Source organism: Acidobacteriota bacterium (assembly GCA_016713675.1).
GTDB lineage: Bacteria > Acidobacteriota > Blastocatellia > Pyrinomonadales > Pyrinomonadaceae > OLB17.
Genome location: JADJOS010000001.1, coordinates 272441 through 290946, shown reverse-complemented (window position 1 = coordinate 290946; position 18506 = coordinate 272441). Strand labels below are relative to the sequence as shown.

Below are 18506 nucleotides of genomic sequence, written 5' to 3'. Positions count from 1 at the left end.
TCTTAATTTGCTTGCGGTTTCTGCAGATTCGCAAGGAGCAGTGCCCCGCGTTTTGCCTTTTGCAAAGCAATATCGAGAAGGGTAAATGCCGAAAGCGAGACGACCGATCGAAGCGTAAAGCGGTCGATCAGAAATTTCGGAGCCCGCTTATCGACGAGTGCATTATGGATCGAATAGACCCAGTTAACAGGGCTTACGAGCGTGGTAAGACTCGCGACCCTAAAACCGGCGTTCTCTCCGAGTCTTGTGAGCGAGACTTTGTTGAATAGACATAAATGCCGCGGGAAATGATAGCCGCCCCAATAGCTGCTTTTAAAAAGGCCAAAATCGATGGAATCGGTATTGTCGGTAACGATCACCAAACGGCCGCCCGTTTTGAGCAGGCGAAAGATCGCAGACATGATCTCATCTGGACGCTCCACGTGCTCGATCGTTTGGATCATGAAGATGAGATCGTAACTGCCGTTATCGAGATCTAGCGATTCGACACTACCGAAATGGACTTTCAACCCTGAACTTTCGGCCGCCTCGATCGCGCGTCGATCGAGATCGATGCCTTCAAGTTCCCATGTCTTGTTCCCAAATTCGCGGAGCAGCCGCAAGTGAAAACCGTCGCCACAGCCTACATCTAGGATCCGGGCTCCGTCCGGCAAAGGCCCGCAATAATCCAACAACCGGCGTGCCTCGAGCCGCGAACGGATCTTGTGTACCAGGCCGTAATCCTCCTTGGAAAAATCGCATGCATGATATTCGGCCGGGTAGATCGTCTCCATATCGGCCAGCGTCGGCCTCGGATCTAGGTAAACTAACGAACACTTTCGGCATTGAACGGCGGAAAAACGGTCGTCAGTCGTTTTGTATTCATAGTCAAAACCGACGCCGATCGCTTCGGCGTCGTCCGCACCGCAGAGACAGCAAATTGCCGGAGTAAGTTCAAGCCGGTTGTTTTCCATAATCCAGAGCCTTTATCGGCTGGTTTGCGAGACTTTGGGCATGTTCACGCATCGTGGTGATCGAGAATCTGGCGGCAAATTCGTCAATGAATTCGGCCATCAGCGAGAGCTTTTGTTCGATCTGCATGCCCATCGCAGGGAAGAACTTCAATTCCGGTACATCGTCACCAGTCAGGAAGTCGAGCGGATGAAGCAATATCGACGGCTGAACATCCGTCATTCGGCACATCGCAAGAGCCGATTTCCAATAAAACCGAGCGGCCGTCTTCGAAAACGTCGAGAGATATAAAAGATAGCTTGCGTGGATCGGTGTCTTGAATATCGGGAGCGTCGTGACCGGGATCTCGATCATCGAGCCGGAACCGACTTGCCATGAATAGGGTTTTAGACTACGAAAGCCGTCGGAGAATTTGCCGAACAATTTCTTACGCTTCTCGCGTTCCTCGTCGGACATCTCGGGCGATTTGAAAAAGTAATATGCTCTCGCAAGCGGAGCGATATAGGTCGGCAGCGTCGAACAATCATATTCATAGCCGCGTTCTGCCATGACCTCAAGTACCGTTGGGCTGAGGCTATAACCTGGGCCGCGAAAGCCGACAGTTCGTTTGCCGGTCACGTCAAAGATCGCATTCTCGGTCCGTTCAAATTCCTCGGAAAGCTCCATTTTCGAATAAAGATGCAGCCACGGTTCGTGATTGAACGAGTGATTTCCGATTTCGTGCCCGGCAGAAGCGATCGAGGCGATCGCATCGCGATTTTTCTCTAGCGCCGCGTCTTGGCCGACGACGAAGAACGTAATATCAAGCTTTCGCTCCGCCAGGAACGCAAGAGCACGCGGCACGATCACATCGAGATACGTCGGGAACGATTCCCATTCGGCATCACCGTGCGTTTTCATGTACGACCATTTATTGTCGAGGTCGAGCGATAAGCTTGCTATCGGTTTCATAGATATGATGCAGAAGCCCGCACGGTAGTAAGGGTGCCTTCTTTCTCTGGGGACTTATTCAACGTTGATGAAGCACACTCCCTACCGGTCGTGTTTCTGCCTCTATCTCCCCACGAAAATTCTCTGCCAACGCGATCGTTTCGTTGACGTTCAGCGTGCCGTTGACGATGTGCGACGAATTGATGACATACAGGCCGTCGATCGACGTTTTTGCAGGCGGGAGCGATTCGGAATAATTTAGGACCGGCAGCGGAAACACCTGCCGAACACGCGATACCTTGAACGCCAGCACGTCCTTCCGTCGGAAATGCACGTACATTTGTTCGAGGCCGGCGAGGAATGATCTTTCGATATCCTCGTCCGACTTATCAAAAAGCTCATCGTCGGACGCGACATATTTTGGCAGATAGATAAGGGCATTGCGGCCAAATTCTTTTTTATCAACGAGTGCGGACATCTCGATCACGCCCGTGAACGGAGCTTCGTCGGTGATGTTTGTGACGTAATATTTGGATAGCGAGCATTTCATCAGTACCGATGCGCAGACGATACCCTGATATCGAATATTTTCCAGGTCCTGCTTTTCATTCACCGACAATTGCGGAACCATTTTCGCTGCGACATTTGACGGGCAAGTCAGTATCACCTTGTCGAATGTGTTTGCCTCCCCCTGCATTCGCCGAGAGGCGGGTAATGCAGGTTCGGACAAGAATCCGCTCGAGAAACCCGAGACAGCGACCGCTGGCAGAACACGGGCGTATTTGGCCTTCTGCGGGTACAAACGCCCTTTCTTGTCAGTCCGCCTTCGGGTCGCCGCCGTATGGACCTGTAACCGGCCGTTTGAGAGTTTTTCGACCTCTTCGACCTTGGAATTGAGCCTGATCTCGACGCCTTTTTCCGTCAAAACTTCGCCGAAACGCTCAAGCACCCGTGCATAGCCGCCGCGGACGTAGCCGAACATTTCTTTTTTGAGCCCCGAGTTGCGGGCTGCGTACATCCGCTGGATCGTCGCCCAAATAAACGCAGCAGACACGTCTTTGTATGCCTCGCCGAGCTTGGCTTTGAGCAACGGCTTCCATATCTTTTCGAACGTCCTCTTGCCTGAGAGCTTGGTCAGCCAGTTCTCGACCGGGATCTTTTCGAGTGCTTTCCAATCCCTTAAGCGTGATGCGAAAAATATCGTTGCTCCGAGCCGAAGTTTGCTAATGAGACCAAGCGGTGGAAACCGCAGAAATTCCATAGTGTCGGACATCGAAACGAGTTCGCCGTCAGTGTAGAATCCGGTCTTTGTTTCGACCCAATTGAAATCGTTTCCAAGTCCGAGTTCCTCAACGATCTTTCGCGTGTTCGCATCAGATGCGAGCGTGACGTGATAATGCCTGTCCCAAGTGACATCGCCGATCTCCCATGCCGATGCCAGGCCGCCGATCTCACCGGCCGATTCGAGCAACGTCACGGTATCGCCACGTTCCGCAAGGCGCAATGCAAGCGTTAAACCAAGAAAACCGGAACCGACGATAGCGATGTTTTGGGTCATAGAGAAATTAAACGCAGAGAACGCTGCGGACGCAGAGTTAAGGAAAAGCCAATTCGGTCTCTGTCTCTGCCATCTTCGGCGACTCTGCGATTACATTCTTCTCAGCGACGAAAGAGTCGCTGATCGAATAGTCGAGTCCGCATTCGCATGCAAACTCGCCATTGTTGCCGTCCGCGAATTTATGGAACAGCAGCCCGCATTTGCAGACTGCCCCGACGGATCGTGCCGGCGACCCAAGGACAAGATGAAAATCAGGGACTGACTTGGTGACTACCGACCCCATCCCGACCATTGCCCAGCGGCCTATTTCGAGGTCGTTGCCGATAATGCACCCCGCTCCGATGGTCGAGCCTTCGCGGACGAGTGTAGGCAGAGTGTGTTCGTCGGGTTCGCTTGGGCGGAGCGATTTGAGATCGGGAAATGTCGCACGTGGGAAGCGGTCGTTGGTAAAGGTCGTCGAGGCCGATATCATCACGCCGTCTTCGATCGTTACCGCGGCACAGATATAGACCATAGCATTGATCTTTACGCGGTTGCCGATCTTAACGTCGTAGGCAATGTATGACTTTTCGCCGACGATGTATTCGTCGCCTAGGCTCGCACCGTGACGGATGTGTGCGTTGTCCCAAACGCTTGTACCTTTGCCAAACGTGACGCCGTCTTCGATTATTGCTGTCGGATGTATACGTGCCATAAGAGATCTTTACCACAGAGAAACATAGGACACTTAGGCTTATTCTATGTGCCCTATGTTTCTAAGTAGTTAATTTGCTGCCAGAGTTTTTTCAACCACCGGTTGCCAGAGGTTTTGGTTGAGTGATTTGTACGCGGCCTCGATCACGCGGACGGATGCGAGAGCGTCTTCGGGTTTGATGTATAGTTCTTCTTTGCCGAGCAGGGCTTTGCTGAAGTTCTCGACCTTGCCCTTGAACGAAGCGACCTTGTCATATCCGCTGCCGAAAACGGTCCAATCCGGGCTTGAGTTGGTCTTGTACTTTGATTCGCGCCATCCAATATGGAGTGTGCCGCTGGTGCCGTAAATGCTGATGAAATATGGCAGCTCTTTGTTGATACCCCAAGTCAGATCGACGCTCGCAGTGACATTCCCATTTGTTTTGGCAAACATCTTGACGTTCTCATCGACCGAGAGGCCCTGCGTGCCGCCGGCATCAACGACCAGGACCGAATCGATTCCGCCCATGAAATACCGGATGATATCGACCGAATGCGTTCCGTTGTCGATCAGCACGCCGCCGCCAGAAAACTCCGCATTTGAATTCCAACGCTGCGACATATCTACCTTTGCCGTGAAGGAATTTTCAAACTGCAGAACCTCGCCAAGCATACCCGAGGCGAGAATACCTTTTGCCTTGATCACGTCTTCGCAGTAGCGAAATTTCGACGCCATGGTAAATTGAACGTCGTTCAGGGCCGCAGTGACGATCATCCTTTCAGCCTCGGCAACGCTCAAGCACAGGGGTTTTTCACACAACACCGCGATACCGCGTTCCATAAAGAAACATGCGATCTCGGGATGTGTGCTCGGCGGCGTTGCGACGATCATCGCATCGAGTTCGAGATCGGCGAGCTCTTGATAGTCGCCAAAGGCAGTTCCGCAAACGATCTCTGCCAAGGCGTTCGCAGCGGCTTCGCGAACGTCGGCAACGGCGACGAGATCACAACATTCGCTCTCATTAAATGCCTGAGCATACGCCTGTGCGATACCACCGGCTCCGACTAGTCCAAATTTTAATTTCTTCATATATTAAGTTGGTTTCAAACAGGATGGACAGGATATAAAGGATTTATTTTTCATCCTGCATATCCTGTTAATTTACTTTCTCAATTTCGAGGCGGCAATTCGTACGTTGTCAGCAATGTAGCGGACGTGTTCCTCGGTGTATTTTTCGTTCCACGGCAGGACGAGAACGTCGTGTAGAGCCTTCGCGGTCAGTGGATAATTTGCCATTTCGTAATCGACCGCACCTTCTCGGGCGAGGTTGAACGGGAACTGGCTGTCGCCGAGAGTGTTCTTTTCCTGGAAGACCTGGCACATGAACGCCGGTTTGACGATATAGCGCGGAGCCGAAAAGATGTTCTTTTCTTTCAGAAGAACCGCGAGTGCGGGCGAACCGCCTTCGATTACCGAGTCATCGACCGTGAGACAGTATTTCCAGTAAACGTGTGTCGCATTGGCTTCGATCACAGGTGCTTCGATGCCGTCGATGCCTTTCAGCAGTTCTTCGAACATCGCCGCCGTTTTCTGCCGGTTAGATACACAATCATCGAGCTTTTCGAGCTGTCCGAGAGCGACGGCCGCCTGAAGTTCGCTAACGCGGTAGTTCAAGGCCATGAAATAGTGATCTGCGTTCGCATCGCCGTAGCCCCAGGCCTTATTGATGTACAGGAACATATGCCGGGCGATCTTTTCGTCGTTTGTGACGACCATGCCGCCTTCGCCGGTGGTCATGTGCTTGCCCTGTTGGAGCGAAAAACAGCCTATGTCGCCTATTGTTCCCGCATATTTATCTCCACATTTTGCCAGGAATGTCTGTGCCGAATCTTCGATGACGGGCAGATTGTGCTCTTTCGCGAGTGCCATGATCGGATCCATTACACACGGATTGCCGAAGAGGTGTGTGACGATGATCGCCTTAGTGCGATCGCTGATCTTGGCTGCGATCGTTTCCGCTGTGACGTTGAGCGTTTTCGGGTCAACCTCAGCAAATACCGGTACCACGCCGCGGTACATCAGCGGCGTCAATGCCCCCATATCTGTTATCGATGTCGTAATGATCTCGTCGCCGGGATTCGGGTTAACGGTCGCGACCGCGATATGTATGGCAGCTGAGCCGGATGTGCAGGCGTACGCATATTTTGCGCCGAGCTTTTCAGCAAAAGCCTGTTCGAGCATCTTGCCGAATTTGCCTTTCGTGGTTGTCAGCGTGCCGCTATTTAGTGCCTCGGTCACATAGCGAATTTCCTCTTCGCCAAAGGTCCGTCCGGTCGAATCCTGATCCGATGGCAGGCACATAAGTCTTTCGGTTGTTGCAGTAGGGGTCATATTAAATTTAATGATCGTGTTTTGTAACGTGTAGTTAGGGGAAATGAGAAAGTTTGATCGTCTCCAAGAAGATATCGAACGGCTGATTTGTCTTTCGGAAATCGCCGTTTTAACGCGACTTTTCCTCAAGTGTTATAGAAGGTTTAATCGGTTCGGATTTCCGAAACCACCGGACTTTTGAGAGATTCGCGAGAAGCGAAAGATGGCCAACGATCGTTCGGGCCGTTTTCATCTTTGAAATGCCAAATAGCCGCACCTCGAGAACCGAAGGGAATTCGACGATCTTGCCGCCCGAAAGATCCAGTTTTCCAAGCATTTCGGCAACGCCGAGAAAGCCGGTCTCATTCAGTTGAAGGCCCAGCATCGCATCACGTCGATAGATGCGAAAGCAGCTAGTATAAGTGTCGAGTTTCGCATGTAGAACACGGCGATAGAGGAACGAAGCTCCTTTCGATAGAAACAATCGCCAGCCCGGCACGTTTCGCACGCCGCCGTCCTTGTGATATGGCGACGCAGTGACCATATCTACCTCTTCGCTGAGCAAAGGCAGCATGCGGGCAAGCTCGTGAGGGTCGTATGTGCAGTCGCAGTCCATCGATGCGACGATCTCGGTTTTTGCTGTGCGTATGCCGGTCATAATACCGGCAGCGACGCCTTTGTTCTCGTCATGACGGACGATAGTTACATTTTTTTCGGCGCCGTAAAGTTCGTCGAGTATTTCAAACGTCGCGTCCGTACTCCGGTCATCTACAAATATGAAATTCGCATTAAAACCAACAGTTTCGAGCCGCTGCTCGACGCTTCGAAGCGTATTTGCGAGATACGGCAGTGCATCTTCTTCGTTATAGCAGGGAATGACGATCGAAACCGGTATCGTATTCTTTCTCCGGATCTTTGGTGTCGGCTCGACCGAAGTCGAGATCAATTCGATCGCAGTTTCGTCAGCAGCTGCGGCGTGGGCCTTGACGTTCTCTCGGATCTCATCTGATAGCCCGAGGTGCGAGGCGATACTCGTGCAGTCATATAGTTCGAGGTTTTCGCGTAAGATCCACTCCATTTTATCGAGCTTTCGATAATGGCGGATACGGTTGTATTTTGAGGCGGCAGAGATACGCGGCTGTTCGGGGTCGAGTTCCCAGACGTGAAAATATGAGACGAATGGTGCGTCCGTTTCCTTATTCCAATTCCTAACGAAATGCCGTGTCAACGTATACGGGATCTGCCGGAAATAATTGCCGCCTGAGATCGGCAGTAAACCGACGCTGAGATCGCGTGTCGAATAAGGAAATTCCCAGATAGCCTTGCCGCCGCGGTGTATCTGATGTGCCGCCCGCTTTGCCTTTTCGCAGTTTCGGCCGGGTAGAAATGACGAATCATACGCAAATCCCTCGTCCGCCAGCGCGTCAAAGACCCAATCGTTGCCGGTGTATGACAGCTTTTCGGCGGATCGATAGCCGATCACCATTTGGCCCGAAGCGTCATATATCGCCTTGTTTGAGCGGCGAAGATCAACGCGAAATTCATCGTCCGTCAGGTTCTTGACGCTGCGATGATAAAACCCGCGGCTGGCAACCTCGTGACCGCGGGCAACGATCTCACGGATCAGATTCGGGTTCTGTTCCGCGATCCATCCGAGGACAAAAAAGGTCGCCTTCGTGTCGAACTCATCCAATATATCCAGGGTTTTGAGGGTGTTCTGTTCGTAACGAGGTTCAAAATTTGACCAATTCTTTTGGTGAATCAGGTTTTCAAACGCACCGACGTGAAAATAGTCCTCGACCAGAATGGTGAGTAAATGCTTGCCAATTTTTGCGCCGGATGACATCGGTGTTTAAAACAGGCTTCCCTGAATGGACCTTGCCTGGATAGGCTTTGAGGCGAGTTTTTCTTCGATAACGCGGACAATGCGGGCAGCAGATCTGCCGTCGCCGAATGGATTTGCGACCTCTTTGACCGATTTGATCCAGGTCTCGACGTCGTAGTTTTCTTCAAGCAGGCGTTTGAGAGCACCGGGATTATTGCCGATCAGCTTTGAAACGCCGGATCGAATGGCCTCGGGGCGTTCGGTGTTTTCGCGAAGAACAAGCAACGGTTTGCCTAAACTCGGAGCTTCTTCCTGCACGCCGCCCGAGTCGGACACGATTAACCACGCCGATTTCATCACAGCCAGAAAGTCGCCGTAATCTAGCGGTTCGATGAGAAAGATGCGGTCGCACTTGCCCAATATCTCTTTGGCGGCGGCCTTAACATTGGGGTTTGGATGGACAGGGAAGAACATGCAGACGTTCTTTCGTTTTTCGACAAAATCCCGCAAAACACGTAGATTTGCCGTCATGACGGGACCAAAGCTCTCGCGGCGATGTGTCGTTACCAGCAGGCGTTTTTTGCCTTCGGTCGATTTTATCAGCTGCTTGATCTTATCGCCCGGCGTCATTTGCTTGAGCATCTGCTTCATCGCGTCAACGACCGGATCTCCGGTGACAAATATCTTTTCACTGCCGACATCCTCAGCCAGTAAATTGCGGCGGTTCTTTTCGGTCGCGGCAAAATGGAATGACGCGATCTGCGAGACAACGCGGCGGTTCATTTCCTCCGGAAACGGGCTCATCAAGTTGCCGGACCGCAAACCAGCCTCGACATGCCCAACGGGAATCCGGCGATAAAATCCGGCGAGAGCTCCTGCCAATGTCGTAGTCGTATCGCCCTGGACGAGAATCAGATCGGGCTGCTCTGACGCCAGTATTTTGTCGAGTTTTGACAAGATCCGAGAGCAGACATCGCTAGGAGTTTGGTTGCGTTTCATTACTCCGAGATCAAAATCGACGTCGACCTTGAGAGCATCGAGAAAGGGCTTTAACAGCTGTTTATGCTGGCTTGATGAAACGACTATGGTCTGGAAAAATTTCTTACGGAGTTCGTGAATGACAGGCGCGAGTTTGATGACCTCGGGCCTCGTTCCAAACAGGACGAGCACCTTCATGCGCCAATCGACCACACGGCGCGACGGTTTGGCTGCTCCTGGAGTCACGTTGTCGAACATAGGGTATTTTCGCTAAAAGTCAAAATTTTCTCCGTGATAACATATCTAAACATCGAATTGTTCCCGATTGCAACACTTTTCTTATGCTAATGCCGGCGGCGATATGCACGATCTTCCTTTTTGCTGCAACACTTAGCGGCCAAACGCCGGTCGTTTCTCCAACGCCGGAGCCGATCCGCGAAGACGTTGTTGTCGTCGCTGACCGAACTGGCTCGACGATCGGCGAAACTCCGGCGAGCGTCACCGTATTGTCAAAACGCGAGATCGAGACTTCGGCAGTTCCGACACTCGACGAGACCTTGCGGCAAAGTGTCGGCTTCTCGACGTTTCGCCGGACCGGCAGCCGAACTTCAAACCCGACAACACAGGGTGTTTCGTTCCGAGGAACAGGTTCGAGCGGTGCGAGCCGTGCGGCGGTGCTGTTTGACGGTGTGCCGCTCGGTGATCCGTTTGGCGGCTGGGTTCAATGGGAACGCGTGCCCGCGATAGCGGTGGAACAGGTCGAGGTGCTTCGCGGAGGTGCGTCGAGCCTTTACGGCGACTACGCGCTCAGCGGAGCTGTCAATATTATACCGCGAAAGGCCGCGCAAAATCACGCTTTTTCTGCCGAGGCATTTGCCGGCGGTCAGAACACCTTTTCGGGCTCAGGGTTCGGTGGTACTCGATGGCAAGGATTCACGTTTGACGCAGCGGCGGCGGCGTTTCAGACGCAAGGGTTTCGTGCGGTCGATATGGCGGATCGAGGTCCGGTGGATGGTTATGCAGGCGTCCGATATACAAGTTTTTTAGGCCGCGTTCGCCGCGAATTCGGCAGAACGGCGTCGGTCTTTGTCAGGCCGTCGATATTTGGCGAAGTTCGAACGAACGGAACCGGCCTTCAGACGAATCGCACACATATCCGTCAGATCGTCGCGGGCGGTAAGTTCTCGCGGCGTGACACGATCACTGCCGAATGGCGTGCTTACGGCGGAACGCAGACCTACGATCAGACATTCTCCGCTGTTAACGCAACGCGAACGGCTGAGAGCCTGACGCGCATACAGCGTGTTCCGGCACAGAATATCGGCGGTTCGTTAGTATTTTCGGGCGTCGTAGGCGATCATTCGCTGGTCGGCGGTATAGATGGACGGCAGGTTCGCGGGTCAAGCGATGAGATCGTCTATTCCAGCGGGCTAGCGACCACTAAGGTCGGTGCCGGGGGCCGTGAGACGGCGATCGGGGCTTTTTTGCGGGATCTCGTAAAGGTCGGCGAGAAGTTGGTGCTTGTCGGCGGCGTCAGGTTTGACAGCTGGCAAAATACCCGCGGTCTCGTATCGACGCTTGGCCTCGCATCAGGTCTGACAGGGACGACGGCGTTTCCTGACCGCTCGGAGACGGCATATAGTCCGCAGGCGGCGTTGCTCTATTATGCAAATGACCAGGTGTCGGTCTACGCAAGTGCTTCGTCCGGTTTTCGTTTTCCGACTCTGAATGAGCTATACCGCTCGTTCAGGGTGGGCAATGTAAATACGCTCGCCAATGCCGATCTGCGGGCTGAAAGGGCGACAAATGCTGAGGGCGGCGTTAATTACAAGCGCCGTTCGTTCAGTCTTCGCTCGTCTGTGTTTTGGACAAAGATCGATCGGGCAGTTTCGAATGTGACGATCTCGACCACGCCGACGCTGATCACCCGCCAACGCAGAAACGTCGGTGCGACTCGGTCGGCAGGTTTTGAGATCGAGGCCGAGACGACATATCGCCGCCTGCACTTTTCCGCAGGCTATCTGTTCGCGGATTCGCGTGTCGTTGAATTTGCCGCGGACCCAACACTTGTCGGCCTCCGCGTGCCGCAGGTCGCCCGGCATCAGGTCACATTCCAAGCCCGGTATTCAATGGAAAAATGGACGCTCGCCCTGCAGGGGCGTGCCGCCGGAAAGCAGTTCGACGACGACCAAAACCTCTTTCGCCTCGAGCCATTCCTCCAGATCGACCTATTTGCCTCACGCCGCGTCGGGAAGAATGCCTCAATATTTGCCGCTCTCGAAAATGTCACGAATACACGCTACCCGACCAGCCGAACTCCGATCCGAACGGTCAGCTCGCCGATCAATTTTCGCGCCGGCGTTCGTTGGAACTAATAAAGGCCGCGAACGGCTTGTTCGTGGCCCTTACTAATTTGATCGATCAATAAACCTATTCCGGCGGGCCGGAGCAGCCGGGGCCCATTAGGGCGGGTTGCTTTACGCTGATGATCGGGTAATTTTCGGCGGTTGCGTTGATCTCGAGCCACGGGAGGTATTCCTCGGGAATGGACATATCCGAGTAGATGGCTTCGACGGGGCATTCGGGGAGGCATGCGTCGCAGTCGATGCAAGTGTCGGGGTTGATCAACAGTTTGTCGGGCAGTTCGTGGAACGCCTCGACGGGACAAACGGCGGCGCAGTCGCTGTATTTACACTGGACGCAAGGCTCGGCAACAATATAAGTCATAATTAGAAGTTAATAGAGTTTTTTTGAGTTCTTCGAGTTTCTTGAATTATTGGGGTTTTGTGAATTTATATACAAATCACTATTACGCGACGAACCCAATACACTCAATGAACTCTACAAACTCTTTTGCAAAGCAAAATAAAACCGTAATACTCCAAGGATAGCTTGTCAAATCAGGTTAGACAAGTGGTAGAATCTCAACATCAACTATACGATCTTCACCGCAACGACGCGTTAGGGACATAGATAATTCAAACAGGATGCACAGGATAAACAGGATTGGAAAACCAGTGTATTTCGATTCAGAACATCATGTTGATCATGTCGATCCTGTTACCATTTTACCAGGCGTCTCTGCGGTTCAATTAAGGAAACTGAATGAAAAACATCAAAGCTGAACGTGAATTGTCACTCGATTTTCTGCGTGTGACCGAGGCGGCCGCTATCGAATCGGCCAAAACAATGGGCCAGGGCGACCGCAAATACAGCGACCACGTCGCCGTCGAAGCGATGCGCGAAGTGATGGACACGGTCCCTATGCGCGGCCGCATCGTCATCGGCGAAGGCGAACGTGACGAGGCTCCGATGCTCTACATCGGCGAAGAGGTCGGCGGCGGCATCTTTTCGGATGACGCCCGAGCTGAATTTCCCGAGGTCGACATAGCTGTCGATCCGCTCGAGGGCACGAATCTATGTGCTTTGGGAGCAAACAACGCGATCGCCGTGCTGGCGGCGGCGGAACGCGGCGGTTTGCTCTACGCTCCTGACATCTATATGGACAAGATCGTCGTCGGGCCTTCGTGCCGCGGCTCGGTCGATATCGATGCTCCGGTTGCCGAAAATCTCAAGAATATCGCCCGCCGTTTGGGCCGTGATATCGAGGATCTGACCGTTATGTGCCTCGATCGCGGACGCCATAAAGCTCTGGTCGACGAGGTCCGTGCGGCCGGTGCCCGTATTCGGCTGATCTCGGACGGCGACCTCTCGGCAGGCATCTCGGCGGCGGTCGCAGGAACGAACATTCACGCATTGATGGGCATCGGCGGTGCCCCTGAAGGCGTCATCACTGCCGCCGCGATGAAATGCCTCAACGGCGAGATACAGGCCAAGCTCGTCTGGGATCCCGAGCGTCTCGGTGTGGACAAATCAAAGGTGCCGCCGGTCGAAAAGGTCATGGCACGCCTCGCCGAAATGGGCATTACCGACCCCAACAAGATCTACGATACTAACGACCTCGCACCGGGCAAAAAGATCATCTTTGCGGCGACAGGCGTTACCGACGGCTCTCTGCTTCGCGGCGTCAGATTCTTCGGAGCGGGCAAACGCACGCATTCCGTCGTCATGACGACGGACAGCAAGAGCATCCGCTTCGTCGACACGGTGCACGTCGAAGGCGGGCCGGACGCTGTTATTCGATTCTAAGAAATGGAACGCGGATGAAGCGGATTTAGCGGATCAGCACGGATTTGCCAAAGGATTTGATCCGCGTTTATCCGCCTGATCCGTCCGATCCGCGTTCTATTATTTTTTATGGAAGACGCAAAACAATACGTTCTTGATTTCAGCGAGGTGGGCGCTGGCGATGTGGCGATCGTCGGTGGGAAATGTGCGAGTCTTGGCGAGCTTTTTCAGGAGCTGACGGGGCAAGGTGTGCGCTCGGTCGATGGCTTTTCGACGACCAGCCGGGCGTATGAAGTGCTGCTCGAGACCGATAATTTGCGAAAGCGGCTGAAAACGCTGCTCAAGGGGCTTGACGTCAATGACCTCGACGAACTCGCCCGCGTCGGCAGCGAAGCACGCCGCCTGATGCTCGAAACGCCGTTTCCGCCTGAGGTCGAGGCTGCTATTACCGAGTCTTATAACAGGCTAGGTACGCGTATTGGCAAAAAGAATTTGGAGGTCGCGGTGCGTTCATCAGCAACGGCCGAGGACCTGCCGGACGCTGCGTTTGCGGGGCAGCAGGACACGATATTGAATGTTCGCGGCGAACAGCGGATCATCGAGGCTTGTCACGAATGTTACGCCTCGCTCTGGACCGACCGGGCGATCTCGTATCGTACGGCGAAAGGATTTGATCATTTCGATGTCGCTTTGTCGATCGGTATTCAGCCGATGGTGCGCAGCGATATCGCCTGCTCGGGCGTGATGTTCACGCTGGATACGGAAAGCGGATTTCGCGAAGTTGTGGTCATCAACGGTGCGTGGGGATTAGGCGAAGCGGTCGTGCAGGGGATGGCGACGCCGGACGAATGGATCGTTTTCAAACCGACGCTCAAGCAGGGCTTTCGGCCGATCGTTACACGAAAACTAGGGGTCAAAGAGGTCAAGATGGTCTTTGCCGACGACGGCACGGGCACGCAGGTCCGCGATGTGGTCGAGACGCAGCGGAACCGTTTTTGCCTCGCCGGTTTTGAGGTCTTGCAGCTCTCGCAGTGGGCGTGTGCGATCGAAGATCATTATTCAAAGCTCGCCGGAAAGCACCAGCCGATGGATATCGAATGGGCCAAGGACGGCATCACGGGCGAATTATTTATCCTCCAGGCTCGGCCCGAAACGATCCACGCGCAGAACACGACCAACTACATCGAGAAATACAAGCTCGTCGGCACGCACGGAGCTCCGCTTGCGACGGGCGTAGCGGTCGGTGAAAAGATCGGCCACGGACAGGCACACGTGATGCTTGATTCGGCGAAGCTGAACACGTTCAAAGAGGGCGAGATACTCGTCACCGCGATGACAGACCCGGCGTGGGAACCGATCATGAAACGGGCGTCGGCGATCGTCACCGAGCGCGGCGGACGCACGTGTCATAGCGCGATCATCAGCCGCGAACTCGGCATTCCGTGCATCGTCGGTACGGGCGATGCGACCGAAAAGGTCAAGAACGGCACGGACATCACCGTCTCCTGCTCCGAAGGCGAACGCGGCAATATCTACTACGGCAAGATCGATTTTAAGGTCGAAAAGCAGCAGATCACCGACAAGGTAAGGCCGCAGACACAGGTCATGATGAACGTCGGCGACCCCGACCATGCGTTTGACGTTTCGCGTCTGCCGAACGACGGCGTCGGCCTCGCGAGGCTCGAATTTATCATCAACAACCACATCGGCATCCATCCGATGGCGCTCGTAAATTACCCGAACCTCAAGAAACGCGAGGACATCGAAACGATCGCCGGGCGCATTCTCGAGGAAGATCCGAAAGAGTTTTTTGTCCGTTCGCTTGCCGAAGGCATTGGGCGCATCGCGGCGGCGTTTTATCCAAAACCTGTCATCGTTCGCATGTCTGATTTCAAATCGAACGAATACGCTATGCTCATCGGCGGTAAGGAATTTGAGCCGGTCGAGGAAAATCCGATGATCGGTTTCCGCGGTGCTTCGCGTTACTATGACGACCGGTACAAGGCCGGTTTCAGGCTCGAATGCCAGGCGATGCAGCGTGCCCGCGAGGACATGGGCCTGACCAACATCAAGCCGATGATCCCGTTCGTCCGCACGGTCGAAGAAGGCAAAAAGGTCATCGCATTGATGGCCGAACACGGCCTCAAGCAAGGCGAGAACGACCTCGAGATCTACGCCATGTGCGAACTGCCCGCGAACGTTGTCTTTGCCGACGAATTTCTTGAAATATTCGACGGATATTCGATCGGTTCGAATGATCTGACGCAGCTCGCACTCGGGCTCGACCGCGACAGCGAGATGGTCGCACATTTGTTCGACGAGCGTAACGGCGCCGTCGAAAAAATGATCGCGATGGCAATTGACGCCGCCAAACGTGCCGGCAAAAAGATCGGCATCTGCGGCCAGGCACCGTCCGATTATCCGGAGTTTGCCGAGTTTCTGGTCAAACGCGGAATCAACTCGATCTCGCTCAATCCGGACACGGTCATACAGACGACGCATCATATTCTCGAAACGGAACAAGCCTTGGCGGCGGCCGCCTCGAAATAACTGAAAACTGATAACTAGCAACTGATAACTGTTAGGTTAAAATCATCAGTTGTCAGCTATTAGTTGTCAGTTGTTTCGGAGGCCTTGTGAAGATGGCTGAATCCGCAGAAAACTATATTCCACAAGATATTGCTGCGAAAATGCGAAAACAAGCGGTCAGGGCCTGGGCCGTTGGGTTGGCGGTCGTGTTGGCATTTGTATTACTGATCGTTGCGGCTCCGGTTGCGAAGGCCAACGGGCTAGCCGACTTTTCCACTCCGCTTTATCATTTTTTCAGCTATATTTGCCACCAACTGCCGGAGCGGACATTTCACGTCGCGGGCGAACCGTTTGGGGTTTGTTCACGGTGTTTTGGAGTTTATTTTGGGCTTTTCGCGGGATTTGTGATCTATCCGTTATGGCGGAATATCGCTGATATCGAGCCGCTGCCGAGGTTTTGGCTGTTCCTGTCGATGATACCGATCGGTATTGATTGGTCGCTTACCGTTTTTGGGATCTGGGAGAATAACCACTTTTCGCGGTTCGTGACCGGCCTGATATTGGGCGTGGCGTGCGCGACGTATATTGTGCCGGCAATTGTCGAGATCACGAGAAATTTGACGTATCGAAGAGCCTGAAGGAATTCACACAGGATGGACAGGATATTCAGGACAGATGTCTGAATAGAGCATTGATTATCCTTTACATCCTGTTTATCCTGTTAAATTTCTTTTTTGATGCTTACGGCCGATCGAACTTTTATTGACTTCAATTCGTAGAAAGAGCAAGATTGAGAACATCGGAATTTGTATGAGTTTTACCAAAGAAAGTTCGACAAAACTTGCAATTGCTGACCTTGCGAAACGTTTAAAAATTGACGAGAGCGATGTCGCAGAAAAGGGCGTTGCGGACAAGGATTTTCCTGATATGTCGCTCGGAGCACCAACGGACGGCGAGATGTCGGTGCAGATGATATCGGGCGGATGGCAGATAAAGCTCGGTGCCGGCGGCAAAAAATATGAATATCGCGCCGATAAATATCAGCTGCGGCTGCACAACTTTCAGGGCAAGAATTACGTCATAGAATCATAGGTTTTGGAGCAGTACCATGAATCGCAATAATATCTGGATACACATAGGGTTAGGAGTTGTTTTGCTGTCACTCGCGGCCGTAGTCGGGCAGATCGACCGTTGGCGCGTCGAGTTGAAATCGAATAACGCTGATTTCACACGTGCGGAGAAACAACGTGAAACCGTCAAAACGGTAACCGGAACGAGCGCACCTGAGATCCTTGTTCGATTCAAACCTGGCGTCAATGTCGAGCAGATCAGAGCGATCGCCGTGGCGAATAACGATTCGATGACCGACGAGATCGAATCCGTCAGCGGCCTCGCCGCGATCGATGATCTCGACAACGCCGACGCATCTGCAGTTGCGGCTCACTACAGTGCGATGGCTGAGGTTGCGTATGCCGAGCCGAATTTTCAGATAAAACTCGACGATCCGATCCAGAAAGAATCGCCCAAAGACCTGAAATATAGGCAGCCGTCTACGGCAAAACCGAACGATCCGTTATTCACCGACCAATGGGCATTGAGCAACACAGGTCAGGACGGCGGCACCGCAAGAGCCGATATTGATGCAATTGCCGCGTGGGCAAAGTCGCAGGGAAGTGAGGAAGTGGTCGTCGCTGTGCTCGACAGCGGTGTAGATTACACACATGTCGATCTCGTCGGCAACATGTGGGTCAGGCCGAAGAATCTAGCCGCCTACACGGACGACGAACTCGGCACATTCAACGATCTCAACGGTTTCAACGGTACCGATAAAATTGCCGATCCAATGGACGACAACGGCCACGGCACGCACTGTGCCGGGATCATCGGAGCTGAGGGCGATAACGGCGAAGGCGTCGTGGGCGTCAATTGGCACGTCAAGATAATGCCGCTCAAGTTCCTCGGACGCGGTGGTTCGGGTACGACCGAAGACGCGATCGCGGCGATAAATTATGCGATCGACCGCAAGAAGAATGGCGTGAACCTTCGGATCATCAGTGCGAGCTGGGGTTCGACATCCAGATCCAAAGCGCTCGAAGACACGATCCGTGCCGCGGGCGACGCCGGGATACTGTTTGTCGCCGCTGCGGGAAATGACGGTTCGAACAACGACAAACGGCCGCATTATCCTTCGAATTACGATCTGCCGAACGTCATCAGCGTTGCCGCACTCGACCGTAACGACAAACTCGCGTCTTTCTCAAACTTCGGCACCAAGACCGTCCACATCGCGGCTCCCGGCAAGGACATCCTTTCGACTTGGTTAAACAACGGCTATCGCGAAGCTTCGGGAACCTCGATGGCGACGCCGTACGTCTCAGGCGTCGCGGCTCTGATCATCGCAAACGAGCCGAAGATCACGATGGAAAAGCTGCGTGCAAAGCTCCTCAGTTCGGCTGACAAGATCGACTCGCTCTCTGGAAAAGTCGAAAACGGCGGCCGTGTCTGTGCGGCAAATGCGACCAGATAATCAGTCCTAAGAATAATCGCTTCATTAATAAAAAAGC

At 53.4% G+C, this 18506-nt stretch carries 15 protein-coding genes; 6 read left to right on the top strand and 9 right to left on the bottom strand.

Annotated elements, in window-relative coordinates:
* Positions 1-2: 2 nt before the first annotated feature.
* From IPK01_01355 to wecB, 8 genes are all read right to left on the bottom strand, one after another.
* Entirely contained in the window at positions 3-953 is a 951-nt protein-coding gene (locus tag IPK01_01355) for a class I SAM-dependent methyltransferase (GenBank protein ID MBK7932145.1), read from the bottom strand.
* Entirely contained in the window at positions 934-1902 is a 969-nt protein-coding gene (locus IPK01_01350; protein ID MBK7932144.1) for a polysaccharide deacetylase family protein, read from the bottom strand. The genes IPK01_01355 and IPK01_01350 overlap by 20 nt, the downstream gene beginning before the upstream one ends.
* A gap of 58 nt (positions 1903-1960) precedes the next feature.
* Complete coding sequence (locus IPK01_01345) at positions 1961-3439, bottom strand: NAD(P)/FAD-dependent oxidoreductase (protein ID MBK7932143.1); 1479 nt, start codon at positions 3437-3439, stop codon at positions 1961-1963.
* A 37-nt stretch (positions 3440-3476) separates the two neighbouring features.
* On the bottom strand, positions 3477-4133 hold the full coding sequence (locus IPK01_01340) for an N-acetyltransferase (protein ID MBK7932142.1): 657 nt from the start codon (positions 4131-4133) through the stop codon (positions 3477-3479).
* Positions 4134-4202: 69 nt separating this feature from the next.
* Positions 4203-5201: a Gfo/Idh/MocA family oxidoreductase gene (locus IPK01_01335; protein MBK7932141.1), complete on the bottom strand. Its 999-nt coding sequence runs from the start codon at positions 5199-5201 to the stop codon at positions 4203-4205.
* 72 nt (positions 5202-5273) lie between these two features.
* A complete protein-coding gene (locus IPK01_01330; protein MBK7932140.1) occupies positions 5274-6473 on the bottom strand; it encodes a DegT/DnrJ/EryC1/StrS family aminotransferase in 1200 nt (399 codons plus the stop codon).
* Between the two features lie 139 nt (positions 6474-6612).
* On the bottom strand, positions 6613-8328 hold the full coding sequence (locus IPK01_01325; GenBank protein MBK7932139.1) for a glycosyltransferase: 1716 nt from the start codon (positions 8326-8328) through the stop codon (positions 6613-6615).
* A gap of 6 nt (positions 8329-8334) precedes the next feature.
* Positions 8335-9543 (bottom strand): UDP-N-acetylglucosamine 2-epimerase (non-hydrolyzing), encoded by a 1209-nt coding sequence (wecB, locus tag IPK01_01320; GenBank protein ID MBK7932138.1) that lies wholly within the window; start codon positions 9541-9543, stop codon positions 8335-8337.
* An 83-nt stretch (positions 9544-9626) separates the two neighbouring features.
* Between wecB and IPK01_01315 the strand changes: the two genes are divergently transcribed.
* Positions 9627-11660, top strand: coding sequence for a TonB-dependent receptor (locus IPK01_01315; protein ID MBK7932137.1), 2034 nt, complete (start codon positions 9627-9629; stop codon positions 11658-11660).
* 55 nt (positions 11661-11715) lie between these two features.
* Here IPK01_01315 and IPK01_01310 read toward each other — a convergent pair whose 3' ends face one another.
* A complete protein-coding gene (locus IPK01_01310) occupies positions 11716-12012 on the bottom strand; it encodes a 4Fe-4S binding protein (GenBank protein ID MBK7932136.1) in 297 nt (98 codons plus the stop codon).
* A gap of 378 nt (positions 12013-12390) precedes the next feature.
* Between IPK01_01310 and glpX the strand changes: the two genes are divergently transcribed.
* The 5 genes from glpX (at position 12391) to IPK01_01285 (ending at position 18469) form a co-directional block, all read left to right on the top strand.
* The gene (glpX, locus tag IPK01_01305) at positions 12391-13434 is read left to right on the top strand and encodes a class II fructose-bisphosphatase (GenBank protein MBK7932135.1); all 1044 of its coding nucleotides are present in this window, start codon (positions 12391-12393) and stop codon (positions 13432-13434) included.
* Between the two features lie 108 nt (positions 13435-13542).
* Positions 13543-15963, top strand: a complete 2421-nt coding sequence (ppsA, locus tag IPK01_01300; GenBank protein ID MBK7932134.1) for a phosphoenolpyruvate synthase — start codon at positions 13543-13545, stop codon at positions 15961-15963.
* Between the two features lie 92 nt (positions 15964-16055).
* Positions 16056-16580: a DUF2085 domain-containing protein gene (locus tag IPK01_01295; protein ID MBK7932133.1), complete on the top strand. Its 525-nt coding sequence runs from the start codon at positions 16056-16058 to the stop codon at positions 16578-16580.
* 172 nt (positions 16581-16752) lie between these two features.
* Positions 16753-17034, top strand: a complete 282-nt coding sequence (locus IPK01_01290; protein ID MBK7932132.1) for a hypothetical protein — start codon at positions 16753-16755, stop codon at positions 17032-17034.
* A 16-nt stretch (positions 17035-17050) separates the two neighbouring features.
* Complete coding sequence (locus IPK01_01285) at positions 17051-18469, top strand: S8 family serine peptidase (protein MBK7932131.1); 1419 nt, start codon at positions 17051-17053, stop codon at positions 18467-18469.
* The last annotated feature ends 37 nt before the right edge of the window (positions 18470-18506 follow it).